General features: G+C 58.4%; 14 protein-coding genes. 11 read left to right on the top strand and 3 right to left on the bottom strand.

Annotation, left to right across the window (positions count from 1 at the left end):
* Window positions 1-9 precede the first annotated feature (9 nt).
* The 3 genes from leuS to holA are packed head-to-tail and all read left to right on the top strand — an operon-like array spanning window position 10 to window position 4,391.
* On the top strand, window positions 10-2,655 hold the full coding sequence (gene leuS / locus AD930_RS04205) for a leucine--tRNA ligase (protein WP_061505252.1): 2,646 nt from the start codon (window positions 10-12) through the stop codon (window positions 2,653-2,655).
* A complete protein-coding gene (gene lptE, locus AD930_RS04210) occupies window positions 2,655-3,353 on the top strand; it encodes an LPS assembly lipoprotein LptE (RefSeq protein ID WP_061490566.1) in 699 nt (232 codons plus the stop codon). The genes leuS and lptE overlap by 1 nt, the downstream gene beginning before the upstream one ends.
* 24 nt (window positions 3,354-3,377) lie before the next feature.
* Window positions 3,378-4,391: a DNA polymerase III subunit delta gene (holA, locus tag AD930_RS04215; RefSeq protein WP_061505253.1), complete on the top strand. Its 1,014-nt coding sequence runs from the start codon at window positions 3,378-3,380 to the stop codon at window positions 4,389-4,391.
* A 448-nt stretch (window positions 4,392-4,839) separates the two neighbouring features.
* Here the strand turns inward: holA and AD930_RS04220 are convergent, their stop codons facing one another.
* Window positions 4,840-5,397, bottom strand: a complete 558-nt coding sequence (locus AD930_RS04220) for a hypothetical protein (protein WP_061505254.1) — start codon at window positions 5,395-5,397, stop codon at window positions 4,840-4,842.
* Window positions 5,398-5,770: 373 nt separating this feature from the next.
* On the opposite strand from AD930_RS04220, the gene AD930_RS04225 reads away from it, so the two are divergent.
* Complete coding sequence (locus tag AD930_RS04225; RefSeq protein ID WP_061505255.1) at window positions 5,771-6,991, top strand: cation:proton antiporter; 1,221 nt, start codon at window positions 5,771-5,773, stop codon at window positions 6,989-6,991.
* A gap of 81 nt (window positions 6,992-7,072) precedes the next feature.
* Here the strand turns inward: AD930_RS04225 and AD930_RS04230 are convergent, their stop codons facing one another.
* Both AD930_RS04230 and AD930_RS04235 read right to left on the bottom strand, forming a co-directional pair.
* Window positions 7,073-7,495, bottom strand: a complete 423-nt coding sequence (locus tag AD930_RS04230; RefSeq protein WP_043549177.1) for an ArsR/SmtB family transcription factor — start codon at window positions 7,493-7,495, stop codon at window positions 7,073-7,075.
* Window positions 7,492-8,151 (bottom strand): peroxiredoxin, encoded by a 660-nt coding sequence (locus AD930_RS04235; RefSeq protein WP_043549178.1) that lies wholly within the window; start codon window positions 8,149-8,151, stop codon window positions 7,492-7,494. The genes AD930_RS04230 and AD930_RS04235 overlap by 4 nt, the downstream gene beginning before the upstream one ends.
* Window positions 8,152-8,259: 108 nt before the next feature.
* Between AD930_RS04235 and AD930_RS04240 the strand changes: the two genes are divergently transcribed.
* The 7 genes from AD930_RS04240 (at window position 8,260) to AD930_RS04270 (ending at window position 16,735) form a co-directional block, all read left to right on the top strand.
* Window positions 8,260-9,186 (top strand): MBL fold metallo-hydrolase, encoded by a 927-nt coding sequence (locus AD930_RS04240; protein ID WP_061505256.1) that lies wholly within the window; start codon window positions 8,260-8,262, stop codon window positions 9,184-9,186.
* 59 nt (window positions 9,187-9,245) lie between these two features.
* Window positions 9,246-10,028, top strand: a complete 783-nt coding sequence (locus AD930_RS04245; protein WP_061505257.1) for a sulfite exporter TauE/SafE family protein — start codon at window positions 9,246-9,248, stop codon at window positions 10,026-10,028.
* Window positions 10,029-10,293: 265 nt separating this feature from the next.
* Entirely contained in the window at window positions 10,294-11,991 is a 1,698-nt protein-coding gene (cydD, locus tag AD930_RS04250) for a thiol reductant ABC exporter subunit CydD (RefSeq protein WP_061505258.1), read from the top strand.
* Entirely contained in the window at window positions 11,988-13,679 is a 1,692-nt protein-coding gene (gene cydC, locus AD930_RS04255; RefSeq protein ID WP_061505259.1) for a thiol reductant ABC exporter subunit CydC, read from the top strand. The genes cydD and cydC overlap by 4 nt, the downstream gene beginning before the upstream one ends.
* Window positions 13,680-13,733: 54 nt before the next feature.
* On the top strand, window positions 13,734-15,350 hold the full coding sequence (locus AD930_RS04260; protein ID WP_061505260.1) for a cytochrome ubiquinol oxidase subunit I: 1,617 nt from the start codon (window positions 13,734-13,736) through the stop codon (window positions 15,348-15,350).
* Window positions 15,351-15,377: 27 nt separating this feature from the next.
* Window positions 15,378-16,517, top strand: coding sequence for a cytochrome d ubiquinol oxidase subunit II (cydB, locus tag AD930_RS04265; protein ID WP_061505261.1), 1,140 nt, complete (start codon window positions 15,378-15,380; stop codon window positions 16,515-16,517).
* 14 nt (window positions 16,518-16,531) lie between these two features.
* Complete coding sequence (locus AD930_RS04270; protein ID WP_043549186.1) at window positions 16,532-16,735, top strand: hypothetical protein; 204 nt, start codon at window positions 16,532-16,534, stop codon at window positions 16,733-16,735.
* Window positions 16,736-16,970: the final 235 nt, after the last annotated feature.

Consider the following 16,970-nt stretch of genomic DNA (forward strand, 5'->3'; position numbering starts at 1 on the left):
GCGAGTTCCATGACACAGCCTGCCAACACGTCCACCGCCCCGGCGCAGCCCTCTACAGGAGCGTCCTTCGATTTTCAGAGCGTTGAGCCCCGGTGGCAGAAGGCGTGGGATGATGCCGGTGTGTTCACCGTGCCGGACGTCCCCCCGGCCGATAAGCCCAAATACTATGTGCTGGAAATGTTCCCCTACCCCTCCGGCCAACTCCATATGGGCCATGTGCGCAACTATGCGCTGGGGGATGTGGTCGCCCGTTACAAACGCGCCCGTGGCTACGCGGTGCTGCACCCCATGGGCTGGGATGCATTCGGCCTGCCGGCGGAAAATGCCGCGCGGGAACGCGGCGTGCATCCGCAGGACTGGACGCTGAAAAACATTGCCGCCATGCGCGCCACCCTGCAGCGCCTTGGCTTCTCCCTGAACTGGGACCGTGAGATTGCCACCTGCCTGCCGGACTATTACGGCAAGCAGCAAAAGCTGTTTCTGGACTTCCTGCAGGCGGGCCTGGTGGAACGCCGGGAAAGCTGGGTGAACTGGGACCCGATTGACCAGACCGTTCTGGCCAACGAGCAGGTTGTGGACGGTCGCGGCTGGCGCTCCGGCGCGCTGATCGAGAAAAAGAAGCTCTCCCAGTGGTTCCTCAAGATTACCGATTTTGCGGAAGACCTTCTGGACGGGCTGAAAACGCTGGACCGCTGGCCGGACCGCGTCCGCGTTATGCAGGAACGCTGGATTGGCCGTTCGGAAGGCGCTCACATCAGCTTCTCCCTGCATCAGCCGCCACAGGGGCTGGATAGCAATCTGAACGCGGTTGAGGTCTTCACCACCCGCCCGGATACGCTATTCGGCATGTCCTTTCTGGCGATCGCCCCGGACCATCCGCTGGCCGCCTATGTGGCCCAGAGCAATAAAGACGCCGCTGAGTTTATTGCGGAATGTCGCCGCCTCGGCACCTCGGTCGAAGCTGTGGAAACGGCTGAAAAGCGCGGTTTTGATACCGGCCTGCGCGTCAACCATCCATTCATGGACAAGAGCTTTCCGATCTGGATCGCCAATTTTGTGCTGATGGATTACGGCACCGGCGCGCTGTTCGGCTGCCCCTGTGGCGATCAGCGCGATCTGGACTTCGCGCATAAATACGACCTGCCCGTTACACCGGTTGTCCTGCCGCAGGGCAAGGATCAGGCCGACTTCGCCATCACCAAAAACGCCTTTGCCGGCGATGGCACGATGATCAATTCCGGTTTTCTGGATGGCCTGACCACCGAGGACGCCCGCAAGGAAGCCATCACCCGGCTGGAAGAACTGGGCGTGGGCAAAGGCGTGGTCAACTGGCGCCTGCGGGACTGGGGCGTGTCCCGCCAGCGTTACTGGGGCTGCCCTATTCCGGTCATCCATTGTGACCATTGCGGCCCCGTGGCCGTGCCGGACGCCCAACTGCCGGTCAAACTGCCGGAAGACGTCACGTTCGACAAACCGGGCAACCCGCTGGACCATCACCCCACATGGAAACATGTGGACTGCCCCAAGTGCGGCAAGCCTGCGGTGCGTGAGACCGACACGTTTGACACGTTTGTTGACAGCTCATGGTATTTTGCCCGCTTCACGGCCCCGCATGCCGAGACCCCGACCGTGCGCGCCGCGGCCGATGGCTGGCTGGCCGTTGACCAGTATATTGGCGGGATTGAGCACGCCATTCTGCACCTGCTCTATGCGCGCTTCTTTACCCGCGCCATGCGCAAGACCGGGCATCTGGATCTGAGCGAACCGTTTGCCGGGCTGTTCACGCAGGGCATGGTCAGCCATGAAAGCTACAAGGATGCTTCCGGAAACTGGCTGTATCCGGAAGAAGTGGACCTCAGCGGGAATGCTGCCGTCAAGCGCGACACGGGTGAAGCCGTGACCGTTGGCCGCGTGGAAAAAATGTCCAAGTCCAAGCGGAACACGGTCTCACCTGAGGCCATTATTGAACGCTTTGGCTCGGATACGGCCCGCTGGTTCGTGCTGTCTGACAGCCCGCCGGAACGCGATATGGAATGGACGGAAGCCGGTGTCTCCGGGGCCGCTCGTTTTGCACAGCGTCTGTTCCGCCTTGTGCGCACCGTGGCAGAAACCGTGCCAGTTCAGGACGCCTGCCCTGCAGAAATCGCCCCGCAGGCAGATGCCCTGCGCCGCGCCACGCACCGCACCATTGCGGCGGTGACGGAAGCGCTGGAAACCTTCACCATCAACGTGGCTGTGGCCCGTATCCATGAGCTGACCTCCGCTCTGGCCGATGCGGAAAAAACGCCGGATCTGCCCGGCATGGCTTTTGCACGGCGTGAAACCGCCCGCGCACTCTGCCAGCTTTGCGCCCCCATGATGCCGCATCTGGCGGAAGAAATGTTTGCGCAACTGGAGCCGGGCAAGACCATGGTGGTGGACCTGCCCTGGCCGGAAGCTGACCCCAGTCTGCTGGCTGCAACTCAGGTCACGCTGGCTGTGCAGATTATGGGTAAACTGCGCGGCAAGATTGATGCCGCACCGGATGAAGACAGTGTCACCGTGATTGCCCGCGCAGAGGCCGAGCCCAATGTGGCGCGGCTGCTGGAAGGCAAGCGGATTGTCAAACGCATTCACGTGCCCAACCGTATCGTCAACTTTGTAACGGCAGGCTGATGTCCAGACCCCGCATCACGCAAACTCTTTTGAATGGCTCTCTGGCAGTTCTGCTGCTGGGGGCTCCTCTTGCGCTGGGCGGGTGTGGCTTTCAGCCGCTTTACGGTGAGCGCGAGGACGCGCCACAGATCAATGCAGAGCTTAAGCGCGTTTATGTTGCCAACATCCCTGAACGGATAGGCCAGCAACTGCGCCTTGCTCTGCAACAAAATATGGCCGGTGACGGGCCGGAAGATCCGGACGGCTACACGCTGGTCGTCCAACCTTCCGTCAGCTCAGAATCTCTTGATATCCACTCGGACAACACCTCTGGACGTGTGCGTATGAATGGCCATGCGCATTGGACGCTTTACACCGTCGAACAGTATCCCAAATTTCTGGCGCAGGGGGATGCCACGGCGCTGGACGGGTATACCGCGACATATGAGCAGTATTTTGCTCAGACTCTGAACAACGAGACGGCGACAGGCCGCGTGGCAAAAACGCTGGCGGATCAGGTCACCCTGCAGGTGGCAACCTGGCTGCGCACACAGGCCACCCCGGCGCAGAAGCGCACGCAAGGCCCCAAAGCGTTCTACCCCATGCCCAACGCCATCCCGAATTCTGAAAAGGATGCCCCTATGGAGCAGGAAGGGGATGACGCCATTCCGGATATGGCCACAGGCCGTGGCGCCCCCAGCCCGACCGGCGGCCTGTAACGGCCAAGGGCAGGACACAGCCCCATGAAGATCGATGCCCGCACCCTGCCGCGCGTAACCCGGGACCCCGGCGCGTGGCGGGTTATCCTTCTGCATGGCGAGGATACGGGGCTGATCCGTGAGCGGGCGCAGGATGCCGTCAAACAGATTGCCGGATCAGTGGATGATCCGTTCCGCGTGGCCGTGCTGGACAAGGAAACGCACGACCGGCTGGAAGAGGAAGCCACTGCCTTTTCCCTGATGGGCGGACGCCGCGCCGTGCGCGTGCGGGACGCCGGAGATGGGTTGCTTAAAGCCGTCACGCAGGTGCTGGAGCAAAACACCGATACGCTTGTGGTGCTGGAAGCACCGGGCCTGCCCTCCCGCTCCAAACTCCGCGCTCTGCTGGAAAAGCATCCGGACTGCGCCAGCGTTGGCTGCTACCCGGAAGAAGGCCGCACGCTGGAAGCCACCATCACCCAGATGCTGGCCAGCCACTCCGTGCGCATTGATCAGGATGCTCTGCACTGGCTAACAGGGCGGCTGGGGGCTGACCGGGGCGCTGCCCGCAGTGAAGTGGAAAAGCTGGCTCTTTATGCAGGTGACAGTGGCACGCTCTCGCTGGATGATGTGCATGTCTGCATTGGGGATGCAGGGAGCGTCTCCGTGGAAGATGCCGCCTTTGCCGCAACGGAAGGGCGCCGCACGGAAGCCGATCTGGCCATTGAGCGCGCGCTGGCCGAGGGCATCAGCCCGATTGCCATTGCCCGCACTTTTCTCTCCCACCTGCACCGCCTGCGGCGTGTGCGGGCCGCCATGGCGGATGGGGCCAGCCGGAGTGATGCCATCAAGGGGCTGCGTCCGCCGGTCTTTTTCAAACGCACCAACAGCTTTAACCGGGCTGTGGAACTCTGGCCGCTACCCGCCCTGACCAAAGCCGTGCAGGAAACGCAGGCGCTGGAACTTTCCTGCAAACAGACCGGTGCGCCGGATGCCTTGCTGTGCAAACGCTTTGTGGCGGGGCTGGCGGCACGGGCCGTTCTGGCCTCCCGCCGCTAAGCCGCCTTCCCCTTGCTCCTGCTGGGGGCTTTCAGTATAGACAGTGGGGTGTGTCCACGTAGCTCAGCAGGATAGAGCACAGGATTCCTAAGGTAATTGGGCGCCATGACGGGAAACCCCATGGTGTATCCGCTCAAATTCGGGGAACGCTCTGGCAAGCTTTTGCCGTGCCGATCCCGAGCCAAGCCGCGCTCTGGCAACAGGGCCGGAAGGTGTAGAGACTGGACGGGCGGTGCCTACGGGCCGGAAACGGCTTAAGGCAAAGGGACAGTCCAGACCACGAACACCCGGCCCCTTTTAAAGGGAGCAAAGCCAGGTGGCGGTGAAAGCCGAAGTGGGATGAATCCTGGGGCCATGGGTTCGAATCCCGTCGTGGACACCAACAGCCTGTTTTCCGGGTATGATTTCCTAAATTGCCAGATTTATTGAACCGTAAATCCGCCCACACTCAGTGTTCCGCAGGCGTCTCGCGTGATGGATGTTCCTCGGTCTCGGCCTGATCCATCTCTTTAATGGACTGATCAGCCTCATCCGTCAGACGCTGGATTTCTTCTTTACTCTCGCCAGAAGAGGCAAGCCTTTCTCTGTAGTCATAGAATTTCTTAATCAGGTCATCTTTGACAAACCAGATGGCATTAAAGAGAAGCTTTTCTGGCAGAAACAACCGAATGGATGAGGGCACCAGCTTCAGCACCCACCGGTAAACGGCTTCCATTTTCTCGCGGTCATTCAGAACTTCGCTGGCCGCTGCCACGGCAACCATCAGCACCGCTTTATCGAGATAAGGCCTGTATTTTTTCAGGAAGCGTTTGGAGGCAGCAGCCTTCGGTGTATATTTTTCCACCACAGTCTGGCGGACAGCCCCGACCTTCTGCCCAACAGCTTTGACGCGGGTTTTCAGTTTTCCTAATCGGGTCGGCTTATCCTCTTCCAGCAGAAGAGGGGCATCATAAGTCAGAAGACGCTCTGGCGTTCTACTTGTCTTTTCAGAATTGTTATCTGGCACAATAGATCAACCCTACGCATCATTTCTCGAAAAAACAGAAAAATCGTTTCGTAATACTGATATCGGGCTGACAATAGCAGCCAAATGGTTCTGGTTCAAACCGGCACCAGACAGCAAGCCTCTTGCAACAGCCGAAAGAACTTTTTTAAAATTATAGCGTCTTGTTTAATACACTCTGTGCTTACAAACCACAAACTCCAGCACATCCGCGTATCGGGATGATATCCGAAAATACCAGACCAGAAAAAGGATCTGTAATATCAGAACTGATAGAGCTTTATATCAATTTATTAACTTTTTTCAATATTGTTTCACTTTCCGTCCATTCTCATATAATAAAGCGAATAACTAAAAAGAAAGGCAGGATCAACGCATGCCGAAAATCTTAGCGCTTGTTGCTGATGTGCTTATATTTGTTCTGGTGCCATGGGGATTCTGGCGCCTGATTAACAAAGCTATTCCTATTGCCGTCATCCCGATTCTTGTGGGTATTCTTTTCGCTGTTACCCATGCCCCTGTGCAGGAACTTGGCATTCCGTCCTTTTACGGGAATTCCATCGGCTGGGTGGCGGTGCTCATCCTCGCCTTCACTGCCGGGCTGGAAATGTGGCAAACGCCGGAAAAAGATCAGAATGACCCCCTGCCCTCCCCCTCTCTCGGCCGCTTACTGGCCGGGGCACTGGTGGCGCTGGCCGGGCCTTTCGTGATTGGCTCCGTGCTGGTCTATTACTTCTTCCTGCCCCTGCGTGGCTGGACGCCCCCGCATACAACCCCGCTGATCGGCGCCATGTCTGTCGGGCTGTGCATGGCAGTCAGTGCCTTGCCGGTGCTGATTGGCGTGGTGCGAGAGCTTTCCCCCGCCCATCGCCCCATCGGCCATCTGGCCCTCAAACTGGCTGTGGTGGATGATGCCGCCTTGTGGGTCGGGCTTGCAATTCTGCAATTTGCCGCCCGAGGCTCCGCCAGCCTGAAAGGCTGGACCGGGCTGGAATTTGTCGCCGTAGCACTGCTGGTTGTGCTGGCGCTGGCCGGAAGCTGGGCCACCCGCAATTTAAAACATCCGCCGCTGTGGCTGATCTGGCTGGCCGTGCCCGTTTATCTGGCCGCTGGCTCCTGGGCCAGTATGCAGCTTGGCCTGCATGAGCTGATTGGCGCGTATTTTGCCGGAGCCATCATGCCCCCCAGCTGGGTGCGTCGCCTGCCGGTGGAAGAAGTCGGCACGTTCTCGCTGGTCTGGCTTGCCCCTATGTTCTTCGGCCATAGCGGGCTGCATATTGATGGCGACGCGCTAACATGGCCGTCCGTCATCGCCTCCCTCATGCTGGTGGTGCTCTCCGTCGTCACCAAAATTGGCGCAGTCTCTCTGTTCCCGCCCGCTGCGGGGCTTAACGGCAGGCAACGGCTGAGCATTGGTGCGTTGTTGCAGTGTAAGGGCCTGATGGAAATTGTCGCGGCCACCATTCTGCACGAGCAGGGCATGATTTCAGAATTCGCCTTTGCGTCCCTGATGGTGCTGGCGGTGATTTCCACAGTTCTGACCGGGCCGCTCTTCCGACTGGCAGCCCCGAAGGTATCAGGCAGCACCGCCACCTGAATGTTTTCGCCTCTACGGGGTGGCCACACGCTATGTAGGCCGCCCTTTTAGGCTGGGCTCATCACCTAAAAAGGCTGCCTATCAGGATGAGGATGCAGATAAACCGGGGCGGATGAACGCAAACTGCGCCCCGCCTTCTTCCTGCATTTTGGCACGGGCGGGCAGAGCTGCGCGGCGCTCGGAGACTTCCTGCAAAAGCGGCAGCGCCATACGGTCTTCCCGCAAAAGGCCAATCAAAGCCCGTGCGCGCAACACTTCTTCATCATTGGCGAGGCTGTAGTAAATGGTGCGGGATTCCCGGCGCGGCACAATAATCCCGGCGCGCCGCAAAGTGCCCAGCTGCTGACTCAGCGTAGGCTGGCCGATACCGGTTGTATTTTCCAGCTCGCTCACCGCCAGAGCGCCATCCAGCAGGGCATCCAGAATCATCAGGCGCTGAGGCTGGGCAAACAGCTTCAATCGTTCCACCAGCTGCTTGGCCATGTCGAACGAGAGGGAGCTCATGCCTTTGCATCCTGCTGCAACGCCATGAACCATGCCGGTCCGGCCTCTGCTACGGCATCCTGCGTCTGGGCTGCGGGGCTTACCACATCATCCCCCGGCATCCAGCCTTCGGGGGTCAGCACATCGCCTTCCGCCACGCGCTGCAAAGCCGCCAGCAGGCGCATCAGTTCCATGACGGAACGCCCCACTGTCATCGGGTACCACGTAATGGCCCGCACAATGCCTTCCGGGTCAATCACGTAAACCGCCCGCACCGTGGCGCTACTCTGCGCCGTGCTGTCCAGCATGCCGTAGGCGCGACCAATGGCCATGGAGGGGTCTTCCACCACGGGGAACGGGATCACCACGCCAAATTGCGCCCTGATGGCATCGACCCACGCCAGATGGGAGGGCAGACTATCAATGGAAAGCCCTACCAGCGCGCAATTCATGGCCCGGAACTGCGGCTCAGCCTTGGCAAAAGCGATGAACTCACTGGTGCAAACGGGCGTGAAATCCGCCGGGTGGGAGAACAAGATCACCCAATGCCCGCGCAGATTGCTTAAAGTCAGGTCGCCCTGCGTGGTCCGTGCCACGAAATCCGGGGCCATATCGCCAATCTTGAGGGGTGGCGGAGCCTGAAAGAGGGGACATGCTTCAAACGTAGGATCGCTCATGCTGCGTTACTTACGCGGGTTACTATCCTTGACGCAAGATGGTTTCGTATTTAATGAAAATGAAGATACACTTTTAAATTAATTTAGAAACTAACAAGGACGCACCTTATGACGGATGCCCCTATTGCCGCAGCGACAACCCAGATCCTGAATGCTGAACGCAACCCGGCTCAAAAGCCAGTTGTTAAAACCTTTTTCGATGAAGCGACCTTTACGGCCAGCCATGTTGTGCATGACCCGGAAACAAAGGCCGCCGCCGTGGTGGACAGCGTTCTGGATTATGACGCAGCGTCTGGCCGCACGCGCTACGACTCCGCACAGAAAATTGTGGACTATGTGCGGGCAGAGGGGCTGAAAGTTGAATGGCAGCTGGAAACCCATGCTCATGCCGACCACCTTTCTGCCGCCCCCTGGCTGCAGGAGCAGATTGGCGGAAAACTGGGCATCGGAGCTGACATTATCCGGGTGCAGGAGGTTTTTGGCAAAATCTTCAATGCCGGCACCCGCTTCGCCCGGGATGGCTCCCAGTTTGACCACCTGTTCCATGATGGCGACCAGTTTCAGATCGGCAATCTGGAAGCCACCGCCCTGCATGTACCCGGCCACACCCCGGCTGACATGGCGTTTGTGATCGGCGATGCCGCCTTTATTGGCGATACGCTGTTCATGCCCGATTACGGCACCGCCCGCGCAGACTTCCCCGGTGGAGATGCCCGGATGCTGTTCCGCTCCATCCGTCGCCTGCTCACCCTGCCGGAACAGACACGCCTGTTCCTGTGCCATGACTACAAGGCACCGGGCCGCACGGAATTTGCATGGGAAACGACAGTGGGGGCCGAGCGCGCCCATAACGTCCATGTGCATGATGGCGTGGCAGAAGAGGACTTTGTGAGCATGCGCACCAAGCGCGACTCCACACTCTCTCTCCCCAACCTGATTATGCCGTCCGTGCAGATCAACATGCGAGGCGGCCACATGCCGGAGCCGGAAGAAAACGGCGTCAGCTACATCAAGATCCCCGTCAACAAACTCTAAGCCCCAACACCCCAGACCACAGCACCCCCGTTTTTTTGACCTGAGGCACAAAGCGTAAAATGTCAGATCCCCTTTTACAGACCGGGCTGGAAATTTTTTCCGGCTCACTGGTCGGCTTTACTCTTGGGCTTATTGGCGGGGGCGGCTCCATTCTGGCGGTGCCGCTGATGGTCTATCTGGTCGGTGTTTCCAACCCGCATGTCGCTATCGGCACCAGCGCACTGGCCGTGGCCATTAACGCACTTGTCGGGCTGGCGCAGCATGCCCGCGCCCATACGGTCAAATGGCGATGCGCTGCCATTTTTGCGTCCTGCGGCGTGCTAGGGGCATTTGCGGGCGCGAGTCTCGGCAAGGCAGTCGATGGCAAAAAACTCCTGCTCTGCTTTGCCATCCTTATGATCGGGGTTGGTATCCTCATGCTCCGTGGCCGCAAGAACGAGGGCTGCCCCGGCGCAAGCTGCAACCGCGATAACGCTGCCAAAGTCGCAGGCTATGGCGCCGGCACGGGTCTGCTTTCAGGCTTTTTCGGCATTGGCGGCGGTTTTCTCATTGTGCCGGGCCTGATTGCCTCCACCGGCATGCCGATTCTGAATGCTGTGGGCACGTCACTTGTGGCGGTCTCCGCTTTCGGATTCAGCACGGCCGCCAGCTATATGGCGTCAGGCTATGTGGACTGGTCTCTGGCCGGACTGTTTATTCTGGGGGGCGCCATTGGCAGCCTGATCGGCACCCGCGTGGCCCGCTCCATGGCGCAGTCCAAAGGGGCGCTGACCATCTTTTTCGCCTGCGTGATTTTCTGCGTGGCGACTTACATGATCTGGCAGTGCCTGTTTGGGCGATAAGCACCCCGACACTTAATAACATAAATTAAATATCATCTTCTCCATGAGGAGAGCGACGGGGCCTTTACGGCCCCGTTTTTTGTCTTTTCCCCGGCAACCCTTCCTTAATCGCTGAAATTTTCAGACCCGGACGCAGCTGCCCTGCAGGCCGCGCACACTGACGTACCCTTGACGTCAGATACTTTCGTAAATATTTTAATATGACTTTCATTAATTATGAAAGTTTATCTCTTTGTGACCCTTTCCCGCAGGCAGGCAAACCTTCATGCACTCCGAGCAACCCCAAAACGACTGGCAGACTGCTGGCATGGCCCGGCGGGCCAAAGGCTGGCTGGCTGGCAGCGTCACGCTGGGTGGCATGGCGGCAGTCCTGTTTGTGCTGCACCTCACGCTGCTGGCCGGACTTGTGGATGATCTGACTTTCAAAGGCGCATCCTTTGGAGCGGAACAGCACACCGTTCTCCTGCTGCTCGCCTGCCTCGGCGGAAGCCTGTTTCTGCAATGGCTTGCTGATATGGCAGGCACAGAAGCAGGGCTGCGCATTGCCGCCCATGTGCGGCGCGATGCCCTGCGGCATTTGTTCCGTGCCGGACCTGTTGGCTGCACGACCCTTCCGGCAGGACGCATTCTCACTACCCTGACGGAAGGGGTAGATGCGCTGGAACCCTATTTTGCGCAGTACATTCCCCGTGCCGCCATGATGATCGTGCTACCACTGCTCATTCTGGCCATGGTGTTCCATCTGGACGGCTGGAGCTTTGTCATTCTGGCCTGCACGGGCCCGCTGATTCCGGTTTTCATGGCGCTGGTTGGTTATAGCGCCCAAAGCATCATGGACCGGCAATGGATGCAGCTGGTTGTGCTGGGCTCCAGCTTTCTGGATTCCCTGCGCGGGCTCAGCACGCTGCGTCTTCTGGGCCAGACAGAAGCCAGCATCAGCCGTATGGCTGCTGCGACCGACGCACACCGGGCCAGCACGCTTTCCGTCATGAAAGTCGCCTTCCTGACCTCGGCTGTTCTGGAATTTTTCTCCAGCCTGTCCATTGCACTGGTCGCTGTGGTTTTTGGCGCGCGGCTGCTGTCTGGCACGGTTGATTTCCGTTCCGCCTTTCTGGTCCTGCTGCTGGCACCGGAATATTTCATGCCGCTCCGGGCTTTTTCCGCCAGCTACCACGCACGCCAGAATGCAACGGCAGCGGCTGCCAGGCTTGCTGATCTGTTCGCCCTGCCGGAGATGACGCAACCGGAAACCCAGTCCCGGCTGGCACACACCCGGAATCACCCGATAGCCCACCTGATGTGTTCCGACCTGACAGCAGGCTATCCGGGAAAAGCACCGGCTTTGCAGGCGCTTTCCTGCACGCTGTCACGCGGCACACTGACCGTTATCACCGGAGAAAGTGGCGCCGGGAAAACAACTTTCCTTCGTGTAATACTGGGGTTTTTACAGCCATCTTCCGGCCAGATCACCGCATGGGACACCACAGACGCCCCGGTTAAAGACTGGCAAAACCGCACCGCATGGGTGCCGCAGCGTCCTGTGATGACGATGGGGAGCATTGCCGACACTCTGCGGCTAGCCAAACCCAACGCAACCGATGCGGAACTGCATGCCGCAGTTCAGCAGGCCGATGCGCTGGAATTTATCGAGGCCTTGCCGCAGGGTTTTGCAACCTCTGTTGGGGAAAGAGGCGCATGCCTCTCTGGTGGGCAGATCAAGCGGCTGGCGCTGGCACGTGCCCTGCTCCGCAATCCCGATATCCTGTGTCTGGATGAACCAACGTCCGACCTGGACCCGGCGAGTGCCCTGCGGGTCGCCCACGCCATTCGCCGCTGTGCCGCAAACAGGATTGTGCTTGTTGCCACACACCATGCCGACATGGTCGCGCTGGCTGACCAGTGCCTGCATATCAGTGACGGGCACGGAGAACTCTTCTCCGCACCACAGAGGGCCTGCGCATGAATCCCCTTACTTTCTCAGGGCTTTTCACGCGCGCTCTACGCTGGCCTGTTTTCCTAGGTCTGGCATTGGCCTGTGTGGCAGCCCTTGCCAACTTCGGGCTGCTGTTCCTGTCAGGCTGGCTGCTGGCCGGGGCGGCCTGCGCCGGAGCTGCTGGGCTTGCGGCACAGCAGGCTTTCAACATGATGCTGCCCGCAACAGGAGTGCGCTTTTTTGCAACGCTGCGCATTGTCACACGGTATCTGGAACGACTGGTCACGCATGATGCCAGTCTGCGTCTGACGGGCCGCATGCGGGTATGGGTTTATACAAAACTCGCCCCTCAGGCCCCCGCAGGGCTGACGGACAAACGGGGTGGCGATCTGCTCTCTCGCTTTGTGTCGGATACCGACTGTGTCGGCCAGTCCTACACAGAAACGTTCATCCCTTTTGCGCGCGCCATTCTCTGCGGTCTCGTCTTTGCGCTTATTTCAGGACTTTTCCTGAAAAGTGCAGGCCTTGTTCTGGCTCTTGGCCTGCTGGTCTGCATTCTGCCAATCCCCATGAGTGTGGGTCTCTTCTCCGCGCCACGCCTGCGCGCCCTCACCACGCAACGCGGTACGTTTCAGGCAGACCTTGCAGACACGCTTGCTGGCTTAGGGGAGTATCTGACCTTGGGGGCTAGTGAAGCCCGGATTGAGGCGCTGGATACCCACCAGAAAACCCTACAGGCTACAGAACGGCATCTTGCCGCGCTGGAAAGCGGTGCACGCAGACTGATGACTTTTATCGGCCTGCTGACCGCTCTTTACGTCGTTATGCTGGCGGTTCAGGGTTTTCATCAGGGTGCGCTCTCTGCACCGGAAATTCCAATGCTGGCGCTGGGGTGTCTCGCTGCGTTTGATGTCACACAACCGCTGCCCGCAGCCTGTCAGGCCTTCACCCGCGCTCGTATTGCCGCGGAGCGGCTGCAAGCCTCCTGCAATGCAGCCCCGTGCGTCCCTGCCCCTACCGCCCCCACGCCTGCTCTGCACCACCCGCTGGATCTTATCGTTCGTGATATCTCCTTTCGGTATCCGAATACCCGGCACTGGGTTCTGGAGCATGCCAGCTTCACCATCCACCAGGGGGAACGTGTGGCGCTTGTCGGGGCGTCCGGCATTGGCAAGAGCAGTCTGATCAGCCTTCTGAGCCGGTTCTATCCGTATCAGGGCGGTGAAATCACATTGGGAGGGCAGGATCTTCGTCAGTTTTCAACGGAAGATCTCGCAAAAACCATCAGCGTTGCCGCACAGGATTTCCATCTGTTCAACGGCACCATTCGGGACACACTCCGGCTTGCTGATTCGGATGCGGATGATGCGCAGATGGCTGAGGCCCTTCGTCCCGTGCAGTTGGAAGAGTTTGTGCAGCACGCGCCCCATGGGCTGGATACGCTGATTGGGGATGAAGGCCTGGCACTCTCCGGTGGTCAGGCCAGAAGACTTGTTCTTGCGCAGACCCTTTTGCGCAACACCCCATGGCTTATTCTGGATGAGCCCACAGAAGGGCTAGACCAGAAAACCGAATACGCCCTGATGCAAGGCCTGATTTCCGCAAGGCCTGATGCCACCATCCTGTGCATTACGCATCGGCGCACCCTGATCCCGTTTATGGACCGGATACTCACGCTTGCAGGCGGCCAGATCTGCCCGGCGGAGGAGGTGCCATGAGACGTTAACCCCAAAGATCCCGCTTAAGAGTTCCTATGATAAAGGATTTTTAAAATGGACATGATCAACCCGACTGTTGTTGATCTTTCACGCTTTCAGTTCGCGCTGACAGCGCTTTACCACTTCATGTTTGTTCCCCTTACGCTGGGGCTGACATTCATGCTGGCTGCCATGGAAACAGTTTATGTCGTAACCGGCAGAAAAATTTACAAAGATATGGTCCTGTTCTGGGGCAAGCTGTTCGGCATCAATTTTGCCCTCGGCGTTGCCACCGGCATTACCATGGAGTTTGAATTCGGCACCAACTGGTCCATGTATTCCCGCTTTTTTGGGGATATGTTCGGCACGCCTCTGGCCATTGAAGGTCTGATGGCCTTCTTTATGGAATCCACCTTTGTGGGTCTGATGTTTTTTGGCTGGGACCGCCTGAGCAAACAGGCCCATCTGGCCGTGACGTATCTGGTGGCCCTCGGCTCCAACCTGTCTGCCCTGTGGATCCTGATTGCCAACGCCGGCATGAACGTGCCGCACGGCGCGCATTTTGACCCGGACACCATGCGCCTGCAGTTTGACAGCTTTGTAAAACTGATCTTCAGCCCGGATGCACAGGCCAAGTTCGTGCACACCTCTGTTGCCGGGTATGTCTCTGCGGCTCTGCTTGTTATGGGTGTGAGCGCGTTTTACCTGCTGCGTGGTCAGCACAGGCAGTTTGCAGCCCGGTCTTTCCGCATGGCGGCACTGTTCGGCATTATCTCCACCGTTGCCGTCATCACGCTGGGCGATGTTCTGGGCCGTGAAGACTATATGGAACAGCCGACCAAAATCGCTGCCATTGAAGGCCTGTGGCACACCAGCAAACCGCCGTATGAACCGTGGATTCTGGCTGCCCTGCCGGATGACGCCAAACAGGAAAACCATTTTGAAATCGGTGTTCCGTTTGTTCTCACACCGCTTATTACGCATGACTTCAACACGCCTATCCGTGGCATGCACGAGCTGGAAGATGCTGCCGCACCGCGTATTGAATCCGGGATTGCCGCTGTCTCCGCCCTGCGCCGATATCAGGAAACACACCAGCAGGCTGATCTGGACGCATTCAAGGCGCATGAGGCCGACCTCGGCTTTGGCTTTCTGGCCACCCGCCACGCCCCGAATCAGGACGTAACCGCCATTCCGGCTGACGCCCTGCAGAGCGTTGTGGAACAGACCAAACCGGACATTCTTCCGAACGTGTTTGTCACCTTCTGGTCTTTCCGTATCATGGTGTTTCTGGCGCTGTATTTCTTCGCGCTGTTTGCCATTTCCGCTTACCTGAGCCTGAAGAACAAGCTGGAGCGGAACAAGCTCATCCTTAAGGCCTGCATGTGGTCTATCCCGCTGCCTATTCTGGCAACGGAATTCGGATGGATTACAGCAGAAGCTGGCCGCCAGCCCTGGACGGTGTTCAACACGCTGCCGACCTTCCTGTCCGCTTCCACGCACAGCACGTCCTACATGGTGTTCTCTCTGGCAGGCTTTGCGCTGCTCTACAGCATCTTTATCGCGGCAGAACTGTATCTGATGTTCAAGTTCGCACGCCTTGGCCCGGAAGCGCATGACGCCCCGCACAGTGATGATGCGTATGCCGCACACTGCGCTGTTGTCGGCACCCCGCATGCCTCAGGCCACTGATGCTTTTGTTGAAAGAAAGGTCCTGATATGGAACTTTATGCACTTCTCAAACTGATCTGGGCGGCTCTGCTGTGCGTGCTGCTAATCGGCCTGGGGCTGATGGTCGGCATGGATATGGGCGTTGGCACCCTGCTCCGCTTTGTGGGCCGGAATGATGGAGAGCGCCGCACGGCCCTTAACATCATCGGCCCGCACTGGGATGGGAATCAGGTCTGGTTCATTCTGGGAGGCGGTGCGATTTTTGCCGCCTTCCCCACCCTGTATGCCACGTCCTTTTCCGTTTTTTATGTCGTAATGATCCTGCTGCTATTCAGCATGATCCTGCGGCCTGTCGCCTTTGAATATCGCTCCAAGGCGGACTCCCACCTCTGGCGCGCTAGCTGGGACTGGGTGTTTCTGGTTTCCGGTTTCCTGCCCATGTTCATTTATGGCGCGGCCTTCGGGAATATCCTGCACGGCGTTGGCTACCATTTTGGCTGGACAGGGCAGTATTATCAGGACAGCTCCTTTTTCTCATATCTGCTGAACCCGTTTGCCATCCTGTGCGGCCTGATGTCGGTTGCCCTGAGTGTGTATCAGGGTGGCGTGATGCTGATGCTGCGGGCAGAAAACCCGATTCATGACCGCGCCCGTCGCTACGCCCTGCGCGGCGGCCTGACGGCAGCAGTGCTGTTTATCATTGGGGGTTTCTTTATTACCCGTATGCAGGGCTTTGTGTTCACCGCCCCGGTGGACCCGGCTATGCCGGCTTCCCCCATGCACGGTCAGCACGTCGCCATGGTTGCCGGGGGCTGGCTGCATAATTACGCTGCCCACCCAGTCCTCTGGCTTCTGCCCCTGCTTGGGCTGGCCAGCATGGTTGGCGGAACACTGGCCGCACGGATGAATAAAGTCATTCTTGCCTGGTGGATTGGGCTTGGTTCATGGATTGGCACCATTGGCACGGTTGCTGCGGCGATGTTCCCGTTCTTCATGCCTTCCACCACCACACCGGACCAGAGCCTGACCATCTGGAACAGCTCCGCCAGTGCTTATGGCCTGACCTGCATGCTGGTTGTCGCGCTGATCTTTGTGCCCATCATCCTCTGCTACACCTCATGGTGCTATTACGTGATGCGCGGCAAGGTTCACACGGCGGACATCGTTAACGATAGCCACAGCTACTAAAAGGGAACTTTACCATGCAACTGTTACGTCTGGCCGGTCTGGCCGCTGTTCTGGTCGTCTCCCTGCTGTTTGCCGTTTTTGTGGGGGATCAGGGCCCCTGGTACTTCGCGTGGGTGATTGGTACCATCATGATCATTCTCATTTCCGGTGCTGGTGCAATCCTGCTGGATGCGCAGCAGGACGGCAAAATCGGCTCCTCTTCCGATCAGGAGGTTTAAGCATGCTCGGTGATCTTGAAGGAATAATTCTGTTTATTCCCGCCTTTTATCTTCTGCTTTACATTATTGCCTATCGGGTTGTGCGTAAGCTTTTCCCGTAACAGGCTCTGTGCAGAAAGGCCTTTTCCACCCCACGCCAGACCTCTGGTGTGGGGTTTTTTACATCATTCAGAAACTTCTTTTTATTTCATAAGTTTTTAATGATTAATTCTGTTTTATTGTTGGGTTTCTATGG

It is taken from the genome of Acetobacter malorum, assembly GCF_001580615.1.
GTDB classification, from domain to species: domain Bacteria; phylum Pseudomonadota; class Alphaproteobacteria; order Acetobacterales; family Acetobacteraceae; genus Acetobacter; species Acetobacter malorum.